The organism is Alteromonas sp. 4NH20-0056 (assembly GCF_057539655.1).
This window is the reverse complement of record NZ_BAAJLS010000015.1, coordinates 17,305-38,297: the sequence shown is the minus strand read 5'-3', so window position 1 is coordinate 38,297 and position 20,993 is coordinate 17,305. Positions and strand designations below refer to the sequence as shown.

21 protein-coding genes are annotated in these 20,993 nt (G+C 45.5%); 8 read left to right on the top strand and 13 right to left on the bottom strand.

The genetic code is table 11. The features are described from left to right. Positions 1–4: 4 nt before the first annotated feature. The 3 genes from AC27EZ_RS17695 to AC27EZ_RS17685 are packed head-to-tail and all read left to right on the top strand — an operon-like array spanning position 5 to position 3,259. Positions 5–1,270: an NAD(P)/FAD-dependent oxidoreductase gene (locus tag AC27EZ_RS17695; RefSeq protein ID WP_487136592.1), complete on the top strand. Its 1,266-nt coding sequence runs from the start codon at positions 5–7 to the stop codon at positions 1,268–1,270. Then, a complete protein-coding gene (locus AC27EZ_RS17690; RefSeq protein WP_487136591.1) occupies positions 1,267–2,001 on the top strand; it encodes a DUF1365 domain-containing protein in 735 nt (244 codons plus the stop codon). The genes AC27EZ_RS17695 and AC27EZ_RS17690 overlap by 4 nt, the downstream gene beginning before the upstream one ends. Before the next feature lie 4 nt (positions 2,002–2,005). Continuing rightward, a complete protein-coding gene (locus AC27EZ_RS17685) occupies positions 2,006–3,259 on the top strand; it encodes a class I SAM-dependent methyltransferase (RefSeq protein WP_487136590.1) in 1,254 nt (417 codons plus the stop codon). A gap of 99 nt (positions 3,260–3,358) precedes the next feature. Here AC27EZ_RS17685 and AC27EZ_RS17680 read toward each other — a convergent pair whose 3' ends face one another. Both AC27EZ_RS17680 and pomA read right to left on the bottom strand, forming a co-directional pair. Continuing rightward, a complete protein-coding gene (locus tag AC27EZ_RS17680) occupies positions 3,359–4,288 on the bottom strand; it encodes a flagellar motor protein MotB (RefSeq protein WP_487136589.1) in 930 nt (309 codons plus the stop codon). Further along, positions 4,288–5,049: a flagellar motor protein PomA gene (gene pomA, locus AC27EZ_RS17675; RefSeq protein WP_421131908.1), complete on the bottom strand. Its 762-nt coding sequence runs from the start codon at positions 5,047–5,049 to the stop codon at positions 4,288–4,290. The genes AC27EZ_RS17680 and pomA overlap by 1 nt, the downstream gene beginning before the upstream one ends. Positions 5,050–5,354: 305 nt before the next feature. Here pomA and xseB point away from each other — a divergent pair, with 305 nt between their 5' ends. The 3 genes from xseB to dxs are packed head-to-tail and all read left to right on the top strand — an operon-like array spanning position 5,355 to position 8,429. Continuing rightward, positions 5,355–5,597: an exodeoxyribonuclease VII small subunit gene (xseB, locus tag AC27EZ_RS17670; protein WP_487136588.1), complete on the top strand. Its 243-nt coding sequence runs from the start codon at positions 5,355–5,357 to the stop codon at positions 5,595–5,597. Between the two features lie 27 nt (positions 5,598–5,624). Further along, positions 5,625–6,515 carry a farnesyl diphosphate synthase gene (locus AC27EZ_RS17665; protein ID WP_487136587.1) on the top strand — a complete coding sequence of 297 codons (891 nt, stop codon included), beginning with the start codon at positions 5,625–5,627 and terminating at the stop codon, positions 6,513–6,515. Positions 6,516–6,548: 33 nt separating this feature from the next. Beyond that, a complete protein-coding gene (gene dxs / locus AC27EZ_RS17660; RefSeq protein ID WP_487136586.1) occupies positions 6,549–8,429 on the top strand; it encodes a 1-deoxy-D-xylulose-5-phosphate synthase in 1,881 nt (626 codons plus the stop codon). An 82-nt stretch (positions 8,430–8,511) separates the two neighbouring features. Here the strand turns inward: dxs and AC27EZ_RS17655 are convergent, their stop codons facing one another. The 10 genes from AC27EZ_RS17655 to lpxD form a co-directional block, all read right to left on the bottom strand. Beyond that, complete coding sequence (locus tag AC27EZ_RS17655; RefSeq protein WP_487136585.1) at positions 8,512–9,012, bottom strand: phosphatidylglycerophosphatase A family protein; 501 nt, start codon at positions 9,010–9,012, stop codon at positions 8,512–8,514. 13 nt (positions 9,013–9,025) lie between these two features. Continuing rightward, on the bottom strand, positions 9,026–9,991 hold the full coding sequence (thiL, locus tag AC27EZ_RS17650; RefSeq protein ID WP_487136584.1) for a thiamine-phosphate kinase: 966 nt from the start codon (positions 9,989–9,991) through the stop codon (positions 9,026–9,028). Between the two features lie 48 nt (positions 9,992–10,039). Next, a complete protein-coding gene (nusB, locus tag AC27EZ_RS17645) occupies positions 10,040–10,462 on the bottom strand; it encodes a transcription antitermination factor NusB (RefSeq protein ID WP_421131914.1) in 423 nt (140 codons plus the stop codon). A 12-nt stretch (positions 10,463–10,474) separates the two neighbouring features. After that, complete coding sequence (ribH, locus tag AC27EZ_RS17640; RefSeq protein ID WP_487136583.1) at positions 10,475–10,948, bottom strand: 6,7-dimethyl-8-ribityllumazine synthase; 474 nt, start codon at positions 10,946–10,948, stop codon at positions 10,475–10,477. Positions 10,949–11,094: 146 nt separating this feature from the next. Next, positions 11,095–12,195, bottom strand: a complete 1,101-nt coding sequence (gene ribBA / locus AC27EZ_RS17635) for a bifunctional 3,4-dihydroxy-2-butanone-4-phosphate synthase/GTP cyclohydrolase II (RefSeq protein ID WP_487136582.1) — start codon at positions 12,193–12,195, stop codon at positions 11,095–11,097. Positions 12,196–12,215: 20 nt separating this feature from the next. Next, positions 12,216–12,878 (bottom strand): riboflavin synthase, encoded by a 663-nt coding sequence (locus tag AC27EZ_RS17630; RefSeq protein WP_487136581.1) that lies wholly within the window; start codon positions 12,876–12,878, stop codon positions 12,216–12,218. A gap of 18 nt (positions 12,879–12,896) precedes the next feature. Then, entirely contained in the window at positions 12,897–14,039 is a 1,143-nt protein-coding gene (ribD, locus tag AC27EZ_RS17625) for a bifunctional diaminohydroxyphosphoribosylaminopyrimidine deaminase/5-amino-6-(5-phosphoribosylamino)uracil reductase RibD (RefSeq protein ID WP_487136580.1), read from the bottom strand. 14 nt (positions 14,040–14,053) lie between these two features. Next, on the bottom strand, positions 14,054–14,503 hold the full coding sequence (nrdR, locus tag AC27EZ_RS17620; RefSeq protein ID WP_487136579.1) for a transcriptional regulator NrdR: 450 nt from the start codon (positions 14,501–14,503) through the stop codon (positions 14,054–14,056). A gap of 85 nt (positions 14,504–14,588) precedes the next feature. Next, complete coding sequence (glyA, locus tag AC27EZ_RS17615) at positions 14,589–15,845, bottom strand: serine hydroxymethyltransferase (protein ID WP_487136578.1); 1,257 nt, start codon at positions 15,843–15,845, stop codon at positions 14,589–14,591. A 161-nt stretch (positions 15,846–16,006) separates the two neighbouring features. Beyond that, positions 16,007–17,035, bottom strand: a complete 1,029-nt coding sequence (lpxD, locus tag AC27EZ_RS17610; protein ID WP_487136577.1) for a UDP-3-O-(3-hydroxymyristoyl)glucosamine N-acyltransferase — start codon at positions 17,033–17,035, stop codon at positions 16,007–16,009. 212 nt (positions 17,036–17,247) lie between these two features. Here lpxD and ettA point away from each other — a divergent pair, with 212 nt between their 5' ends. Together ettA and AC27EZ_RS17600 are read left to right on the top strand one after the other, a co-directional pair. After that, positions 17,248–18,915 (top strand): energy-dependent translational throttle protein EttA, encoded by a 1,668-nt coding sequence (gene ettA, locus AC27EZ_RS17605; RefSeq protein ID WP_487136576.1) that lies wholly within the window; start codon positions 17,248–17,250, stop codon positions 18,913–18,915. A 140-nt stretch (positions 18,916–19,055) separates the two neighbouring features. Continuing rightward, a complete protein-coding gene (locus tag AC27EZ_RS17600) occupies positions 19,056–19,478 on the top strand; it encodes a PilZ domain-containing protein (RefSeq protein ID WP_487136575.1) in 423 nt (140 codons plus the stop codon). Here the strand turns inward: AC27EZ_RS17600 and radA are convergent. Then, complete coding sequence (gene radA / locus AC27EZ_RS17595; protein ID WP_487136574.1) at positions 19,445–20,812, bottom strand: DNA repair protein RadA; 1,368 nt, start codon at positions 20,810–20,812, stop codon at positions 19,445–19,447. The two genes, AC27EZ_RS17600 and radA, sit on opposite strands and share 34 nt — an antisense overlap. Positions 20,813–20,993: the final 181 nt, after the last annotated feature.

Sequence of the window (20,993 nt, the reverse complement as noted above, 5' to 3'; positions counted from 1 at the left end):
AATAATGACAAAGAAAATAGCAATTATTGGAACCGGCATTTCGGGTTTAACGTGCGGACATTTATTACACAGTGAAAATGATATCACTGTTTTTGAAGAAAATGACTATATCGGCGGCCATACGGCGACGAAAACAATCGAGGATGGCGGTGAGACGCACCGAATAGACACAGGCTTCATTGTTTTTAACGATTGGACTTATCCTAATTTTATCGCATTAATGAAAAAGCTAGGTGTGGCGTATCAACCCACTGAAATGAGTTTTTCTGTCACCAGCAAAAAAGCGAACCTTGAATACAATGGCAACAATCTAAACAGCCTATTTGCGCAAAGAAGAAATATTTTACGCCCTAAATTTTGGCGAATTGTTCGTGATATTCTGAAATTTAACAAAGCCTGTAAAGCAATGGTGGCTGAAAATAGAGATACCTCGGGGTTGACATTGCAAGACGTTATTGAGGAATTATCGCTTAGTGAAGACTTTTCTAAGTACTACATTTTGCCCATGTGTGCTGCGATATGGTCCGCGAGTCTTGCACAAACACGCCAATTCCCACTCACCTTCTTTCTACAATTTTTCAATAATCATGGGTTGTTAAATATCACCGATAGGCCCCAGTGGTACACTATTAAAGGTGGCTCTAGTACTTATATCGATCCAATGATTCAAGGCTTTCGAGAAAATATTAGAACGAGTTGTGGCGTAAAACACGTTGAACGGGCCGGTGAACAGTGGGTTATTACCGACTCCACTGGCGCACAGAACACGTTCGATGAAGTCATATTCGCTTGTCACAGCGACCAAGCGCTGGCCATGCTGAAAACCCCAACGGATACCCAGCAAGACATTCTTGGCGCCATCCCCTACACACCTAATGACGTAGTAATGCACAAAGATATCGGCCAGTTGCCTGACCGCCGCCTTGCGTGGGCAAGTTGGAACTATCGTTTAAAAGAAGACGCGACAGAAGAATCACGACCTGCTTCTGTCACTTACGACATGAACATTCTTCAGTGCCTTACCGCAAAAACGGAATACTGTGTAACCTTAAATAACACTGCTGAAATCGATAAAGCATCGATATTAGGTGAGTACAACTACTCCCACCCACAATACAGTGCGCCCATGGTTAACGCACAACAACGTCGCCTAGAAATATGTGGCGTCGATCATCTGCATTTCTGTGGGGCATATTGGTACAACGGGTTCCATGAAGACGGCGTAAGAAGCGCGCTTGATGTATGTAAACGATTTGGAGCTGCGCTGTGACAGACAGCGCCATTTATCAAGGCAAGGTGTATCATGAACGCTTTTTGCCAACCCAACACAAGTTTAGCTACGACATTAACTTGTTCTGGCTACAACTTAACGACATAAATACAATTGCGTCCCAAGTAAATCGCTTTACGTTAGATAAATGGGGCCCCGCTCAATTTAAGCGCAGTGATTACTTAGGCCCGGCTACGATGCCTTTAGAAGACGCGGTACGTGAGAAAATGAACACGTTGAGCGAAACGGAGCTTGAAGGCGATGTGTTTATGCTCGGTCAGCTACGAACATGGGGAATTTATTTCAGCCCGGTAAATTTTTACTACCTCAAAGGCGCCAGTGGAACGTTTACCCATATGCTTGCTGAAGTGAGTAATACACCATGGAACGAGCGCCACTATTACTTGGTCGATTTAAACACGCAAGCAGACACTCAAAAAGCGTTTCATGTATCGCCCTTTAACCCTATGGATATGCAATACAAGTGGCGAATTACCCAGCCAAGTACCACACTTTCGTTAGTGATGGACTGCGTGCGCCAGGACAAAGAGTTTAGCGCGGGAATAAATTTATCACGAGTACCGTTAGATAATGCGAATCTATCTAAAGCAATTAAACGTATACCTAGTATGACAATTAAAACCGTGATTGGTATTTATTGGCAAGCGTTGAAGCTTTTTATAAAGCGAACGCCCCTTTATTCACATCCAGAAAAGAGTCAGGAACAATAATAATATGTCTTTTGGTGAATCTGTACTTACTTCGACTTCAGACGCGTCTTTTATAGATAAAACATGTAGAAAGATATTCTTGCAGTGTCTTCAAAGTCTGCCCTTAGGTTCGTTAACCATTCAGGAAAACGGTAGCACTATTGCTCAGTTTGGCAACAAGAATGATAGCCTTCGCGCGACCGTCAACATCCTTAGCCCTAAAGCCTATAAGCCTCTATTACTTGGTGGAAGCGTTGGTGCTGGTGAGGCATATATGGATGGCTATTGGACAAGCGACGATGTCACCTCTGTTGTGCAGGTTTTTGCTCGCAACCTTCCAACCCTTGACGAGTGGGAAAACAAATTCAAATGGCTAACCATGCCCATTATGAAAGTGCAGCATTTTGCCCGTCGCAATACCGCGGCGCAAGCCAAGAAAAACATCGAAGCGCATTACGATTTAGGTAACAAGCTCTACACCCGTTTCCTTGATAATACCATGATGTATTCATCGGCTATTTATCCTGATGTAAATAGCTCGCTACATGAAGCACAGAACCATAAGTTAAAGACTATTTGCGACAAGTTAATGCTGAATGAATCCGATCATTTGTTGGAGATTGGTACCGGTTGGGGTGGTCTAGCAGTATATGCCGCCAAACACTACGGCTGTAAGGTGACTACGACCACCATTTCCGAAGAGCAGCACGCTTGGGCCCAAGAATGGATAGCAAAAGAGAACCTCAGCGACAAGATTACACTGCTAAAACGCGACTATCGCCTGTTAGAGGGCAAGTATGACAAACTTGTCTCGATTGAAATGATTGAAGCCGTGGGTAAGGAGTACCTTGGAAACTTCTTCGACAAATGTTCTTCGTTACTAAAAGATGATGGATTAATGCTGTTGCAATCAATCACTATCGATGACCGTCGATATGACAGCTATGCAAGCAGTGTCGATTTTATTCAAAAATATATTTTCCCAGGTGGCTTTCTTCCCTCACAATATCAGCTGAATTCGCACCTTAAGCGCTACAGCAACTTAATGATAAGAGACCTTCATGATATCGGGTTGGATTATGCCAAAACGCTTAATCATTGGTATGAGGCATTTATCGACGCAAAAGATGCGTTGTTAAAAGATGGGTATGATGAAAGGTTCGTTCGCATGTGGACATACTACTTAAAATATTGCGAGGGAGGGTTTCTTGAAAGAACCATTAGCACCGTCCAACTCGTGTTGTCCAAACCACACCACAGAGATGAACTAGCGCGTTAACACTACTGATGTCCTATTCTAAATTTAAAAAAGCGGCCTGTGCCGCTTTTTTATTCTATCCAGTATGATGTCGCTCTAATGGCGATACCCATCGACGCTTTACTCATCCACAACCGAGATGGGTTTCGACAGCATCGGTTTACCCTGATTAATATTAATCTCTACACGACGGTTTCGTGCGCGGTCTTCAGGCAATACAGCGTTTTCAACAATAGGGTTAGTATCTGCCTTACCTACCACTGACATTCGGCTCTCATCAAAGCCAGGCGCTGTTCTCATCGCCTCTGCCACGGCAACCGCGCGTTGAGAAGACAGATCCCAGTTCGACCGATACAGCTCATTAGCGATATGTTGGCCATCGCTATGACCCGATATTTCTATTTCGCCGGGCACATCAGCCAACAAGGTTCCTATTTTTCTCAATATAGGCTGAAACTGCGGTTGTAAAAATGCAGAGCCTGCGGAAAATGAACCGTTCTCTCGAATACGAATAGTAATCTGCTGACCTAGCGACTCCATTTCAATAGAGCCATCTAAGATTTGCTTTTGTAATTGCTGAGCAACTTTTTTCATCATCTCAGCGGTTTGCGTCTGGTCGCTACTTTGTGACGCAGAGGAAGACTGGTCGGTTGCCGTTTGCTGTGCTTGACCACCGCGTTGCTCGCCGCGCTGTTTTTGACGGCCGCCAGCAGAGTCTTCATCACCGGCTTGAAACTCTAGCATCTGCTGCGTCATTTCAATGGTTTGTTGTTGAATGGTCTCGATAGGTGTAGGGTCCGGCTTACCGGGTCTAAACTCCATGGCGATAACACTGGTACCCTTAGGTATATCTTTTACTTCTATTTTGTTTTGTACCCCAAAAGCAAATTTCATTGAACCTGCTATTTGCTTAAACTTCAGTACATCCATTTCAGAGAATGCTAACAAGAGTACGAAAAAGCACATAAGTAGGGACATTAGATCCGCAAAGGTCCCCATCCATGCAGGAAGGCCTTCAGGGGGACACTTAGGGCATTCTTCTTGTGCCATTATTCTTCCTCTGCAGTGCCGCGCTTACTGGCTGCAAGGTAGTTTTTCAAAATACCTTCGATAACACGAGGGTTTTGGCCATCCGCAATACCCACTATTCCGTCTAGCACTAAGCTTTGGTTAAGCTTTTCTTCAGCAGCACGATTAGCCAACTTAACTGCCATGGGGAGACAAATAACGTTCGCAAGAAACGCTCCATACAATGTTGTAAGTAGTGCAACGGCCATCGCTGGCCCGATGGCTTTCGGGTCGTCCATGTTCGACAACATGGCAACCAAACCAATCAACGTACCTATCATTCCCATTGCGGGCGCAACATCGCCCATACCCTTAAAAATAGAGATCCCGAAGTCGTGCCTGTCGGTAGTCATCGAAATATCTTTGGCCATGGTTTCTCTCACCACTTCAATATCGTGGCCATCGACCAACATATCGACTCCCTTTTGCATAAAAGGGTTACTAATTTCTGCTTCTTCCAGCGCTAAAAAGCCCCCTTTTCGCGCAGCGTCTGCCATTTCGACAATTTTTTCAATAAGTTCTTCAGGGGTGTCGATTTTGAACATGAAGGCTTTGCCTGCCACTTTCCCCGCGTTAAAGAACTGGCCTAACGTAAACTGGGATAATACGACGAACAAGGTTCCACCAAATACAATTAGCGTAGAAGGTACGTCGATAAACATACTCATACTGCCGCCCATCAACATGGCCATAACCACGAAACCGATGGCGCCCAACATACCTATGACGGTTGCTAAATCCACTTACTCTTCCCCATATTGCGCGGTAGGTGTTATTACTCTTCGTTAATTCTATCGGCAAACGATAGAATTTCTATAACAAGTTACGGATAAATTAGCATATTTTTATGATAACCATCCAACGGATTACGTTGTAGCAGCCCGCACACGACACGTATAGCGTAAAAATAAGCCTGTAAAGATAAAATTATAGCCTTTATCCCTCAGGATGGTGGTCTAATGAAGGCCATAAAGACAAACCATTTGACCCTTTCACGCCCCTCAGTTAATGTGCGCGTACCTGTGACTTCCTACAAATAGGCGCTATTATGACCGACCAAAAAGATTCTCCTTCATTCGAAGAGACCCTTAGTGAATTAGAGGATATTGTAAGTGATATGGAAGGTGGCGACCTACCACTTAACGAAGCGCTCGCTAAATTTGAGCGAGGAGTGGCACTCTCTAGACAGGGGCAGGCGTGTTTAGAACAGGCAGAACAAAAAGTAAAAATTTTACTTAGTGAAAATGGCGAAGAAACACTGACTGCACTTCCCGAAAGTAACCAGACTTAAACTGAATTATTAACCTTTAGGTAAAGTATGAATTTTACTGCACTGCATCAGCAGATAAAGCACAACACTGATGCATCTTTATTGTCTTTGCTAGAGACACTTCCAAACCATGCGCCTCGGCTAAAGGCCGCTATGCAACACGCGTTGTTAGCCGGCGGTAAGCGAATGCGACCTTTGCTTGTACAACTTGTAGGCAACATTCTTGATGTCCCTAAAAAAGACCAAATAGCAATCAGTAATGCCATCGAATGCATTCATGCTTACTCGCTCGCACACGATGACCTTCCAGCGATGGACGACGATGACCTGCGCCGCGGCAAACCTACATGCCATATTGCGTTTGATGAAGCCACCGCTATTTTAGCCGGTGACGCATTACAATCACTTGCCTTTTCTTCATTAGCAGATGCAGAGCTAAGCGCTTATGCGTCATCGCAGCGGGTTGCACTAATATCAGTATTAGCCAAAGCCGCTGGCTACCAAGGCATGTGCGGCGGACAAGCAATTGATTTGTCCAGTACCGGTCAGACAATTGATATCGAGCAATTAAAAGAACTTCACAATCTTAAAACCGGCGCATTATTACGCGCTTGCGTTGAAATGATAACGGTCGTGTGCGATGGGTTAGAGGAAGACGACAAAGCCCACTTGCTCGCCTTCGCTGACGACATGGGGCTTGCATTTCAGGTTCAAGATGACATTCTGGACGTTGAAGGTAATAGCGAACAACTTGGAAAGCCGGCCGGTTCGGATGAAGAACTTGGCAAAAATACATTCCCGGCTGCCCTAGGTATGGATGGTGCTAAACACGTGTTATCAAAATTGCACCAAAATGCGCTTCAAGCGCTTGCCTGTTTGCCCTACAATACCGACAGTTTAGTCGCTTTTAGTGAGCTGTTAGTGAAACGTAACCACTAGCTCCACCATCATGTTGAAAAAGATAATTAATAAATGAGTTTAGATCTCCAACATTACCCTACGCTTGCCAATGCGCAAACGCCGGAACAATTACGACAGTTACCTCAAGAGAAACTGCGCACTTTAGCGGATGAACTTCGTGAGTACTTACTTAACAGCGTAAGCCAAACCAGTGGACATTTTGCTTCAGGGCTTGGCACCGTAGAACTGACGGTGGCGTTACATTACATTTATAAAACACCGTTTGACAGATTGCTATGGGATGTAGGCCATCAAGCCTATCCCCATAAGATATTGACAGGGCGCGCACAGCGTATGTCTACCATACGTCAGAAAGACGGATTGCACCCCTTCCCTTGGCCGCCCGAGAGTGAATACGACACTTTTGCCGTAGGCCACTCGTCAACGTCAATTAGTGCGGCCCTCGGCATGGCTGTCGCCGCAGACAAAGAAGGCGCGGGACGAAAAGTAGTTGCCGTTATTGGCGATGGCGCCATGACCGCCGGCATGGCATTTGAAGCAATGAACCATGCAGGTGATATCAATAAAGACATGGTGGTTGTATTAAACGACAACGAAATGTCAATCTCAGAAAATGTAGGGGCGCTTAATAGCCATTTAGCACGTCTACTCACCGGTAACTTCTTCAATTCAATTCGCGACGGGGGTAAAAAGCTGTTAAGTAACGTGCCGCCAATCAAAGAATTTGCCAGTCGTGCCGAAGAGCATATTAAAGGCATGGTGGTCCCCGGCACAATTTTCGAAGAGCTAGGATTTAACTACATTGGCCCTATTGACGGCCATGATGTTAATGCTGTCGTCGATACTCTTAGAAATATGCGCAACTTCAAAGGGCCTCAGTTACTGCATGTCGTTACGAAAAAAGGTAAAGGCTATGCCGTTGCAGAAGAAGATCCGATAAAATTTCACGCTGTCCCTAAGTTTAACCCTGCGGATAATGCTTTACCAAAAGCCAAGCCAACAGCCCCCACGTTCTCAGCAATCTTTGGCGATTGGCTGTGCGATATGGCAGAAAAAGATAACAAGTTAATGGCAGTAACCCCTGCTATGCGCGAAGGATCGGGTATGGTTAAGTTTTCGCAACAATATCCTGACCAATATTTTGATGTAGCCATCGCAGAACAACACGCCGTTACCTTTGCGGCAGGGTTAGCAAAAGAAGGGTTCAATGCCGTTGTCGCTATCTACTCTACCTTCTTGCAACGTGCATACGACCAACTTATTCATGATGTCGCGCTACAAGACCTTCCTGTACTTTTCGCCATTGATAGAGCCGGTATTGTGGGCGCCGATGGCCCGACGCATCAAGGCGCGTTCGACATTGCGTTTTTACGCTGCATTCCAAATATGATAGTTATGGCACCAAGCGATGAGAACGAGTGTCGTCAAATGCTCTACACCGGTCACATAGCACAAAAACCGGCAGCGGTTAGATACCCCAGAGGTGCTGGCATGCATGTACAGCCCGACGAAGACATGACGGCCATTCCATTAGGCCAATCGCGTACGTGTCGCTGTGCAAGCGAAAAGGCTGACAAACGTGTTGCCATCCTCAATTTTGGTACGTTACTTCCATATGCACTGGAAGCGGCAGAGAACCTCGATGCAACCGTTATTGATATGCGGTTTGTAAAACCATTAGATACTCAAGCCGTGGAACAAGCCGCTGCAAATCACGACATGCTTATTACGCTTGAAGATGGATGTATAATGGGCGGGGCCGGTAGCGCTGTAGCCGAACACTTAATGCAAAGTGGCATTGCCATTAAGATGAAAATGCTTGGGCTACCCGATAGCTTCATTTTACAGGGCACACAAACCGAAATGTACAAAGTGCATGGCCTTGACGCCGACGGTATCATTGATACCGTCAACCAAGCGCTATCTAATTGATGAAATAACGCTTAGCACATCGCTAGTAACAAAAAGCCCGCATTCAGATGCGGGCTTTTTGTTTAAGTTTACTGGCTCAATACTAAAAGAGGCTAAATACCGCAGGCCAAAAGGTAAAGAGCAAATGCATACATCCACATGCCATCGCACCTGCGAGAATGTCATCAAGCATTATGCCGGTGCCACCGTGGAGTCGCTTATCAATGAGACCAATTGGCCAAGGTTTAAGAATATCGAACACCCTAAAAAGGATGAAACCGACTACAAGTGTCGGTAGGTTGATTGGAATAAAAAGAAACGTGACCAACATCCCTGCAACTTCGTCCCACACAATAGCGCCATGGTCATGCACCTGCATGTCTCTCGCGGTTTTACCACACAAGTAGACACCAACAAGTGAACATAACAGGGTAATCGCTATGAACAGAGGCATTGTCGCTGATGATAGCAACGCGAGAAGCGGTATTGCAGCGAGCGAGCCAAACGTGCCTGGCATAACTGGAATTAACCCACTACCGAACCCTAGCGCCAGAAAATGTACTGGATTTTTCATACTGACACGTGTGCGAAATTCTGGCTGCATAGCTTCCTACTTTTTAAAACGTGTGTTCATAACCCTTAGCGGTTTTGGGTACGTACTTTTCGTTGGCTTTCAATAATTTCAAAACACCAGACTGCCCGGTAAGCTGCCCAATACAGGTCGCTTTAACGTTGGTGCTGGTAAGCGATGTTTCTAAACTACCTTTTTGCTCTTCACTGGCGGTAAAAAGAAGTTCGTAGTCATCGCCAGCAGATAGCGCGTATTCTATTGCCTCTTCAGCCGACACCGCTTGCGTAAGTGCGCGTGACAAAGGCAATCTGTCTACGTGAATGTTTACACCGCAGCCAGAGGCCTTTAGAATGTGGCCAAGGTCAGACAGTAGACCGTCTGAAATATCAATGCACGATGTCGCCAAACGTCTAAGTGCTGTGCCTACTGCAACACGCGGCGTTGGAAAGTAATGACGATTAATAAGTACATCTCTCGCTTCGCCACTCACCTTAAGGGTGTTCTGAAGAATATCCAGACCAGCACCTGCATCGCCCAACGAGCCAGTCACATATACCCAATCACCAGGTTTAGCGTTACTGCGGGTTAGCTCCGACCCAGGTGGAATGAACCCCTGCGCCGTGATGGTCATCGCCATAGGCCCTTTTACCGTGTCGCCTCCAATAAGCTGCACAGAATAATACTGCGTAATCTCATGAAGCCCTTCTACGAAATCGGTAAGCCATTGCTCATTTGCTTCAGGCAGTGATAACGACAAACTAATCCATGCAGGCTCAGCCCCCATCGCTGCTAAATCACTTAGATTTACAGCAACGGTTTTATAGGCAATAGACTTCGCCGGCGCATCTTTAAGGAAATGTACGCCCGCCACTAACGTATCAGTGGTCACGGCTAGCTGTTGATTTTCTGGAACGGTGGTAACAGCGCAATCATCGCCAATACCAATAACAACATCTTTGCGTTTATGGCCGCTATCAGAGAAATATCGGCCGATAAGATCAAATTCTTTCACGGTAACTCATTAAACCTAATTGTGACATCCATTGTCACAATTTATCGGTTAGTCGCGCTCGTTCTTACGTAAAGTACGAACTGCTTTGTCTAATGAACCATTAATAAACTTATGACTTTCTTCAGCACCAAAGGCTTTAGCAAGTTCAATAGATTCATTAATGATTACACGATAGGGTACGTCCATTCTTTCAGTCAGTTCCAGCGTTGCTATACGCAAAATCGCTTTCTCTATAGGGTCTAACTCTTCAGGCAAGCGACCTAAATAGGGCTTGATTGTCGCGTCTAACTGGCTTGCATTTTTTGCAACACCACGAAGCAGCGCCTGAAAATAAGCCATATCAACCTTCTGCATGTCATTACTGGTCGCAAGGGCCAGTTCAACCTGCTGAATATCGTTATGACTCATTTGCCATGAATATACACCCTGCAGGGCAAGTTCACGGGCTTTACGACGAGCTGAAACTTTCACTTAATGTTTACCTTAAAGCTTTTCAACAGCATCGATTACGTTAACCATTTCAAGTGCACCAAGTGCAGCTTCAGCGCCTTTATTACCGGCTTTAGTTCCCGAACGTTCGATTGCTTGTTCAATTGAATCTGTTGTAATTACGCCAAACGATAGTGGTATACCATGCTCTAATGATACTTGTGCAAGGCCTTTATTACACTCACCTGCAACAAAATCAAAGTGCGGAGTGCCACCACGGATTACCGCACCTAGTGCAATAATAGCGTCAAATGATTTTTTCTCTGCGAGTTTTTTGGCCACTACAGGAAGCTCGTAAGCGCCTGGCACGCGAACAACTGTAATATCATCGTCACTTACTTCACCGTGACGGTCTAATGTATCAAGCGCACCTTCAAGCAAGCTTTCAACGACAAAACTGTTAAAGCGAGACACAACGATAGCAAACTTTTTACCCGTTGCTCTGATATTACCTTCAATAACCTGCATGGTTTCATTCCTTCAGAAAAAACGGCGCGAAGTATATCACAACTGCGCGCAAACTAAATCGATTGTTTACCTGCTCTTTCGTCTTAATCTCGTTGTAAAGAGCAAGATATAAAAAAGAGGTGTTTACACCTCTTCATGATAAAACATTAATCGTGAACGTATTCAACGACTTCCAACCCATAACCAGACAGAGCGTGGTACTTGATAGGCTTACTTAACAAACGCATTTGATGAACACCTAATGACGCTAAAATTTGGCTTCCAACGCCAACCGTGCGCGAAGAGCCTTGCCAATCTGCGCCTGCTGGGCGTTCGCCCCTATCTTCAGCTGAGAAACGACGAACTTGATTCTCAATTTGCTCATCTTTACCCAACAACACAAGCACTCCGCCCTCATCAGCGATCTTTTGCATACCTTGCGCTAACGTCATTGAGCGGTTGATACCGCGGGTAGAGCCTAAAAGATCACTGAATGTATTGTGCAAATGCACCCTAACTAGTGTAGGAGCGGCTTCGTTTACCTCACCCTTTTGCAACGCATAATGAAGTTGATTATCAATACTGTCTTTGAAGGTATGAAGTTGAAATTCACCGTATTCGGTTGGCAGTGTGCATACCGCCACTTTTTCAATAGTGGTTTCGTTGAGATTACGATACTCGATAAGATCTGCAATTGTCCCAATTTTTAGGTCGTGTTTTTCGGCAAATTTTTCAAGCTCAGGACGGCGCGCCATGGTGCCATCTTCATTAAGAATTTCAACAATAACGCCAGCAGGCTCTAATCCCGCAAGGCGCGGCAAATCGACACCAGCCTCGGTATGCCCTGCTCGATTTAACACGCCACCTTCTTTGGCAATAAGAGGAAAAATGTGACCAGGTTGAACGATATCAGTGGCTTTAGCGTCTGTGGCTACTGCCGCTTTTATCGTCGTCGCGCGATCGCTCGCTGAAATCCCAGTGGTTACGCCCGTTGCCGCTTCGATAGACACCGTAAAGTTTGTAGAAAACTGCGCTTCATTCTTATCAACCATTAGGGGGAGATTCAGACGTCGACAGCGCTCTTGTGTCATCGGCAAACAAACGAGGCCTCTGGCATGTGTCACCATAAAGTTAATCGCTTCAGGGGTCACGTGCTGTGCCGCCATAATAAGGTCGCCCTCATTTTCACGGTCTTCATCGTCCATTAGGATGACCATTTTACCTTGACGAATATCTTCAATGATCTCTTGTGTGGTGTTAAATGCCATAATTTATACTTCTTGTAGGGTTATTTTTTTAAAAATCCGTTCTCGGCAAGAAATGCCAAGTCGATATCTTTCTTTTCAGAATAAGCGGCTTTTTCTCCAAGCATTAATCGCTCTAAATACCGCGCGATGACATCAACTTCTAAATTCACAGCGGTACCTACTTTATAGGTACCCAATACTGTTTCTTTTAGTGTATGCGGAATGATCCACAACATAAACTCTGCACCGTTAACCTTATTTACGGTTAAACTAACGCCATCCACTGTGATACTGCCTTTGTGCGCAATATACTTGGCAATATCATCCGGCGCTTTGACCCAAATTTCGACATAGTCTGTGTGCTTAATAATTTGGCTTACGTGCCCAACACCGTCAACGTGGCCAGAAACAATATGCCCGCCAAAACGATCCGTTGGGCGCATTGCCTTCTCTAGATTAACAACAGAACCAACGCCGTAATGGGCAAAGCCAGTTAACTTGATAGTTTCTGCAGACACATCCGCACAGTAAAAGTCGGCTCCCATATCGGTAACCGTTAAGCAAACGCCATTGGTCGCAATACTGTCGCCTAATGCCACATCAGACATGTCTAGCGCGGGTGAGTTAACCGTTAAACGAATGTCATTGCCACGGTTATCTAATTTTTGAATACTACCAAGCGCTTGAATAATACCAGTGAACATACACTTCCTTTTTGGCGTTTAGCCATTTAAAGGCTTATAGATAAGCTTAATATCGTTACCCACCTGCCGGTTTTCAACAAGTGATAGAGAAATAGTTTCGTCGAGCGATGTAAATGTCGGCAAATTCACCATACTGACACCTTTATCACCCAGTAATTTGGGGGCTTGATAACAGATAAGTTCGTCGACCTCTTCGTTAGCAAGTAGCGCCCCAGCAAGCCCAGGCCCTGCCTCTACCCAGATTTCGTTAAACTGCATCTCACCGAGTTTTTCTAATAAACGAGATAGATTTATTCGACCATCCCGTTCTTCTACGATGATGATGCTGTCGCCTGTGCTATCTGGGCTAGCTAATGCGTCCGCCTCACTCAACTTATCAGGACAACATGCCACGTAAGTGGTAAACCCATCGTTAAAGCATTGGTGATGCTTTCCAACTTGCCGTTGACTATCCACGATCACTCTTACCGGTTGGCGCAATGTGTCAACGGGGTACTCACGAAGTTGTGCCTCATTAGGTCTTACCAGCAAGCTCGGGTTATCCGCGATAACTGTGCCGGAGCCAGTCAATACCGCACAACTTTGCGCTCGATATTGTTGTACGTCTTTTCGTGCCATTGGACCTGTTATCCATTGACTGTTTCCATTGCCAAGCGCAATTTTACCGTCGAGGCTTATGCCTAACTTCACACGCACATAAGGCTTTCCGCTTAGCATGCGCTTTATGAAACCTTTGTTCAGGGCTGCCGCTTGTTCTGCCAATACACCAGAAATAACCTCAATGCCTGCGTCACGCAGTTTTTGAATGCCGCGCCCACTTACTTGAGGATTAGGATCGGTCATTCCCACAACAACGCGGCTTACTTTCGCATCTATGAGTGCGTCTGCACACGGTGGCGTTTTGCCAAAATGACTACATGGTTCAAGCGTAACATAGGCGGTTGCATCTTTTGCAAGATGCTTTGCGTGACGAAGTGCATGGACTTCAGCGTGGGGGGTACCGGCTTCTTTGTGGAAACCTTGACCAACGACCTGATTATTTTCATCGACAATAATACAGCCGACGCGAGGGTTCGGTGATGTGGTAAAACGCCCTTTGTCGGCGAGTTGAATGGCTTTCGCCATCCAGTAGTGATCAACGTCTTTAATAGAGTGGTCCACTAAAAGTCCTGTGGTTAATCTCCCAGTCTGGCAATCTCTTCGCCAAACTCTCGAATATCTTCAAACGAACGATAAACCGACGCAAACCTAACGTAGGCTACCTTATCCAGCTCTTTTAGTGCTTTCATAATAAGGTTGCCAAGCAACTCACTGCTGACTTCTCTTTCGCCTGTGGCGCGTAGCTGAGACTTCAGTGACAAAATACATTGCTCAATCTTTTCGGTGCTTACTGGCCGTTTTTCTAATGCGCGCTGCAAACCCGCTCTAAGCTTATCTTCATTGAATGGCTCTCGTGAACCATCACGCTTAATCACACGTGGCATAACAAGCTCAGCGCTTTCAAATGTAGTAAAACGTTCGTTACAATTAATACACTCTCTACGCCGACGAACTTGATGCCCCTCAGCCACTAAGCGAGAGTCTATCACTTTCGTTTCTTGTGCAGAGCAAAAGGGGCAAAACATAAAACTTCCTTACTCATCGCGTGTGCATCTATGCTGTTTTTAAAGCGAGCGTAGACGCACATGCAACATTTCGCAAAGCGTGCGATTAACCGTAAACAGGAAACTGCTTACATAGTGCAACTACTTCACCCTTAACACGTTCGATAACAGCGTCATCGCCCATATTGTCAAGTATATCACTTATCCATGTAGCCACCTGCTTCGCTTCGGCTTCTTTGAAACCACGACGCGTAATTGCTGGGCTACCAATGCGCAAACCGCTAGTCACAAACGGTGAACGTGGGTCATTAGGTACCGAATTTTTGTTCACGGTGATGTTTGCAGAACCTAGCGCTGCATCGGCGTCTTTACCTGTAATATCTTTATCGATAAGGTCGAGTAAAAACAGGTGGTTATCTGTACCGCCAGAAACAATGTTGTACCCGCGCTCTTGCATTACTGACACCATCGCTTTTGCGTTAGCAACAACCTGTTTTTGGTATTCTTTAAACTCTGGCTGTAGCGCTTCTTTGAATGCAACCGCTTTTGCCGCGATAACATGGCATAACGGGCCACCTTGATTACCTGGGAATACAGAGCTGTTAAACTTCTTATAAAGCGTCTCATCACCACATGAAGATAAAATCAAACCGCTTCGAGGGCCAGCGAGCGTTTTATGCGTTGTGGTCGTGACAACATGAGCGTGTGGTAACGGGTTCGGATATACGCCAGCAGCTACTAGCCCTGCAACGTGCGCCATATCGACAAGAAGATAGGCACCAACACTGTCAGCGATCTCACGGAAGCGAGCCCAATCAACGATACCTGAGTATGCAGAGAACCCACCGATAATCATTTTCGGCTTGTGCTCTTTTGCTAGCGCTTCAACTTGCTCGTAATCAATTTCGCCGGTCTCGTTATTTAACCCGTATTGCACCGCGTTATACGTCTTACCAGAGAAGTTTACATGTGAACCATGAGTTAAATGACCACCTTCTGACAAACTCATACCTAGTACGGTATCGCCAGCGTCTAAAAGCGCCATAAACACAGCAGTATTTGCCTGTGAACCAGCGTGTGGCTGCACGTTCGCATAATCCGCACCGAATAATTCTTTTGCACGGTCAATGGCTAACTGTTCTACTACGTCAACATGCTCACAACCACCATAATAGCGCTTGCCAGGATAACCTTCGGCATATTTATTCGTAAGTTGTGAACCCTGAGCTTCCATAACACGAGGGCTACAGTAGTTTTCAGACGCAATAAGCTCAATATGATGTTCTTGACGCTCAACCTCTTTAGCCATCGCATCGGCTAATTCAGGATCAAAGTCTGCTATGTTCATTTCGCGAGGTAACATGGGGGCTCCTTAACTGCGGTAAATATGGGCGCTGTATAGCACAATGTCGCATCGATAATTTGAGGCCATATTCTAGCCATTTTCGACTGCTTGTATACCGCTTTATCACCAAATTTAGACAAATGACGTAGGTTTAACGTAACACCTACCCTTCAGCGAGATCAGACCTGTTTCTCTAGGGCCTTCACTCGGTCAAATAAACTGCCAATTTTTTGTAGGCGTACCGTATTTTTGCGCCACGCTAAATTTGTTTGTGCAGGTTGCCCTGAAGAATAAACGCCTGGCTCGGTAATATCTTGTACGACCATGGTATACCCCGTTATCTGTACATTATCACAGATAGAAATATGACCATTAATACCAACCCCACCTGCAACGACAACATGTTTACCAATATTACAGCTTCCTGCAATGCCGGTTGAACCACAAATACAAGAATGATCGCCGATAATACAGTTGTGTCCAATTTGTACTTGGTTGTCGATAATCACGTTCGTACCAAGAATAGTATCGTCCATCGCGCCACGGTCAATGCTAGTATTAGCACCAATTTGGCTGTCGTCACCAATACGCACGGTACCGGTTTGTGGAATAGGCAACCACACTCCCTTATCGTTTGCGTAACCAAAACCTGCAGAACCGATGACCGTTTGGCTCTGCACCATGACTCTTTTGCCGATAACAACATCATTATAAATAGTAACGTTGGGGTGTATAACGCTCCCTTCGCCAATTTTTGTACCGCGACGAATAACGGTATTAGCACCAATTGTTACCCGATCGCCCAAGACAACGTTATCTTCAATGATAACATTGTGGCCTAATGCAATATCGCTCCCCAAACGCGCCGATGGGGCAATTACAGCAGAATCCGCGATACCACTTGCGACAACAGGCGTGGTATCGAACAGCTGAGATATTCGGGCAAATGCAGCGTGAGGGTTATCCGTGACTAACGCAGGGCCCATTGCTTCATCCTTTAATTTTGGGTGAATGATTACTGCGCCAGCCGACGTATCTTTAAGCTGAGTTTTGTACTTGGGGTTGGTTAAAAATGAAATTTGATGCGCAGCCGACTGTGAAAGCGTGCCAACGGCCGATAACGTAATGCTGCCGTCGCCTTTTACCTCGCCTCCAACGTGATCAGCCAGCTCTGAAAGCGTGTATGTGCGTTTGTTTAATGCAGTCATACCAAAAAACACCTGTAAATATAATATCCGTCGATTGCATGAAGTTTACCTTATTTCCAAGCGTCTACCGATGCAATATTCGCACTTTTCACCCTAAGTGGCGAAAAAGCCATCAGTTATTCACTGGTATAGCGTAACGGACTAGCACAGGCTATAGTGATGCGAGTACAATACCGCTTTGTTTTTATACCGCTTGTCAGCGAGGACACAGAATGTCTCAATACGTTTACAGTATGCATCGGGTGGGCAAAATCGTTCCCCCGAGCCGCCAAATTCTTAAAAATATCTCACTAAGCTTTTTTCCAGGCGCAAAAATAGGCGTACTCGGGCTTAATGGTGCGGGTAAGTCTACCTTATTACGTATTATGGCGGGAATCGACACCGATATTGAAGGTGAAGCACGCCCCCAACCCGGGTTAAAAATTGGTTACTTATCGCAAGAGCCTCAGCTTGATGAGACCAAAGATGTTCGCGGAAACATAGAAGAAGCAGTAGCTGACGTTAAACATGCGTTGACGCGCATTGATGAGGTTTATGCCGCGTATGCCGACCCAGACGCAGACTTCGACGCGTTAGCGAAAGAGCAAGGCGAATTAGAAGCAATCATTCAAGCGAAAGACGGGCACAACCTAGAAAATGCGCTAGAACGTGCAGCTGACGCACTACGCCTTCCCCCTTGGGATGCTGACGTTAGTAAGCTATCAGGTGGGGAACGCCGCCGCGTAGCACTTTGCCGCCTGTTGCTAGAAAAGCCTGAAATGCTGCTACTAGACGAACCAACTAACCACTTGGATGCAGAATCTGTTGCGTGGCTAGAGCGCTTCCTACACGATTATGAAGGCACTGTAGTAGCCATTACCCATGATAGATATTTCCTCGACAACGTTGCGGGTTGGATTTTGGAGCTTGACCGCGGTGAAGGTATTCCATGGGAAGGCAATTACTCTTCTTGGCTCGAGCAAAAAGAGAATCGCTTACAGCAAGAAGAACGCGCTGAAACTGCTCGCCAAAAAAGTATGAAACAAGAGCTCGAGTGGGTACGCTCAAACCCTAAAGGAAGACACGCAAAAAGCAAAGCGCGTATGACTCGCTTTGAAGAAATGTCTACCAGTGACTATCAAAAACGTAATGAGACGAACGAACTCTTTATTCCACCAGGCGAAAGACTGGGTGATAAAGTCATTGAAGTAGAAAACCTCAAGAAGTCGTATGGCGACCGTTTACTCATTGACGACCTTTCATTTAAAGTGCCAAAAGGCGCAATCGTAGGGATCGTTGGGCCAAACGGCGCGGGTAAATCAACCCTGTTTAGAATGTTGACAGGTGCTGAGCAACCTGATTCAGGCGCTATCAGTATCGGGGAATCCGTTCAGATTGCCAGTGTTGATCAGTTCCGCGACCACATGGATGAAAAAAACACGGTGTGGAAAGAGATTTCCGACGACCAAGATATTATTCGAATTGGTAACTTTGAAATAAATAGCCGTGCTTATTGCAGCCGTTTCAATTTTAAAGGAAACAGCCAGCAAAAATTCGTGGGTGACTTATCTGGAGGTGAGCGCAACCGTGTTCATTTAGCGAAATTGCTCAAAGCGGGCGGTAACGTGCTATTACTCGATGAACCAACCAACGACTTGGACGTTGAAACGCTACGTGCGCTAGAAAACGCGCTGCTAGAATTCCCTGGATGTGCCATGGTTATCTCGCATGACCGTTGGTTCCTTGACCGTGTCGCGACTCACATTATGGATTACCGTGATGAAGGCAAGATCAACTTCTTTGAAGGTAACTATGCTGATTACGAAGCATGGTTAAAAGCGGAATATGGGCAAGATGTCGTTGAGCCTCACCGTTTGAAATACAAACGTATGTCTAAATAACCATTACGTAAAAGACCCTTCGGGGTCTTTTTTTTACGATTAAAACATGGTGGCATACACCTGAACAAAACCAATTATTGATTAGCGTTGCATATTCGCTAATACTCAATAAATACATTAAGCAGTAAATAGGGCCTATCATGTCAGATAAGCGAAAATTTAGCCGCGTGCCGCTGCGCGTCCATGGAACTTTATCGCATGGCGATAAGCAGGTCGATGTCATTATAACCGACGTGTCATTGCAGGGCATAAAACTGAGCGCTAATGAGCAATCGCTTGATTCTCTTCCCTTCGATAGCCACGACGCCTATGTGGCAGAGTTTAAAGTAAATGAAGATAGCCCGCCGATTGTCATGTATATCGAACAACTGTATCGCCAAACGGATAGCCGTGAAGATATGATTAATCTAGGGTGTAAGGTCTCAACAATGAGCGTAGAAAGTATTAGTGCATTAAGACGCCTTATCATGTTGAACAGCAACGACGCTGACTTAAATGATAAAGAGCTTAATGCACTTATAGATGCGGTTTACTCTAGCGCATCCAATGCGTCAGAAAGCTGAGCGACCGGCACAACCGTCATACCCTTAATCGATTGCTTCGGCGCATTCGCTTTTGGCACAATAGCACGCGTAAAGCCATGCTTTGCCGCTTCTGTAATGCGTTCGTTTCCATTTGGCACTGGCCTAATTTCTCCGGCCAGACCGACTTCTCCAAATACAATCAAATCCCGTGGTAACGGGCGGTTTCTAAAACTCGATATCATGGCCATGAGCAATGCTAAATCAACACTGGTTTCTGATACTCGTACCCCACCGACTACATTCACAAACACATCTTGGTCGTTCATTTGCACATTACCATGACGGTGTAACACCGCCAGCAGCATCGACAATCGGTTTTGATCAAGCCCCACGGCAATACGCCTTGGATTCGACATTTGCGAGTAATCTACCAATGCTTGAATTTCGACAAGTAGCGGGCGCGTCCCTTCCCAAATCACCATAACGCTAGACCCTGGTGTTTCATTTTCACCACGGCTTAGGAATATGGCAGATGGATTATTGACTTCTTTTAATCCACGCTCAGTCATTGCGAACACGCCAAGTTCATTTACTGCGCCAAAACGATTTTTATGGCTTCGCAGTGTTCGATATCGACCGTCACTGTCACCTTCTAACATCATTGAACTATCAATACAGTGTTCGAGTACTTTCGGGCCTGCTAGATTCCCTTCTTTTGTGACATGCCCTACGATAAACATGGCAATATGATGTTGCTTTGCAAAACGTGTTAGGTACGCTGCGCTTTCTCTTACTTGCGACACGCTACCAGGCGCCGAGGCAACGTCAGCAACGTGCATAACCTGTATAGAGTCAATCACCATAATTCGAGGCTTTTTGGTTAATGCAAGGTCACAAATAGTTTCGACATTCGTTTCGGCAAGCATCATAAGCTTGTCATCGGGTAAATTAAGTCGCTTGGCACGCATAGCAACCTGCTGCAACGACTCTTCCCCCGTAACGTACAGCGCACTTTCTGTTTGTGCCATTTGGCACATTACCTGAAGTAACAAGGTACTTTTACCTGCACCTGGCGACCCGCCAATCAGCATAGCTGCCCCCGGCACAATGCCCCCTCCAAGCACCCTATCGAGCTCTTTAAACGTAGAGCTAAAGCGCGGAAGTGCTTCTAAATCTATCGTATTTAGCGTTTCTATTTTAGCTACGGTTTGACCCGCATACCCGCTATGAGCGGTTTTCACTGCTGATTTGGGCGAGCTTATCACGAACTCGCTGATGGTATTCCACGCCTTACATTCAGAGCATTGGCCTTGCCATCGAGGAAATTCTGCACCACAGTCTGAGCAGACATATGCGGTTTTTCTTTTCGCCATATTTTGGTTTTATCCGGTTGATAAAAAGCGTATTCTACCACTATACATTACGGTCATTAACGTTGTTGGCAATATCAGATTAATAATATAAGTAAATACATGTCTTTTGTTCAGTAAATAATCAAATATTAATCAATTTCATGCACTTGCCGATAAACTGTCTACAATATAACGAAACACT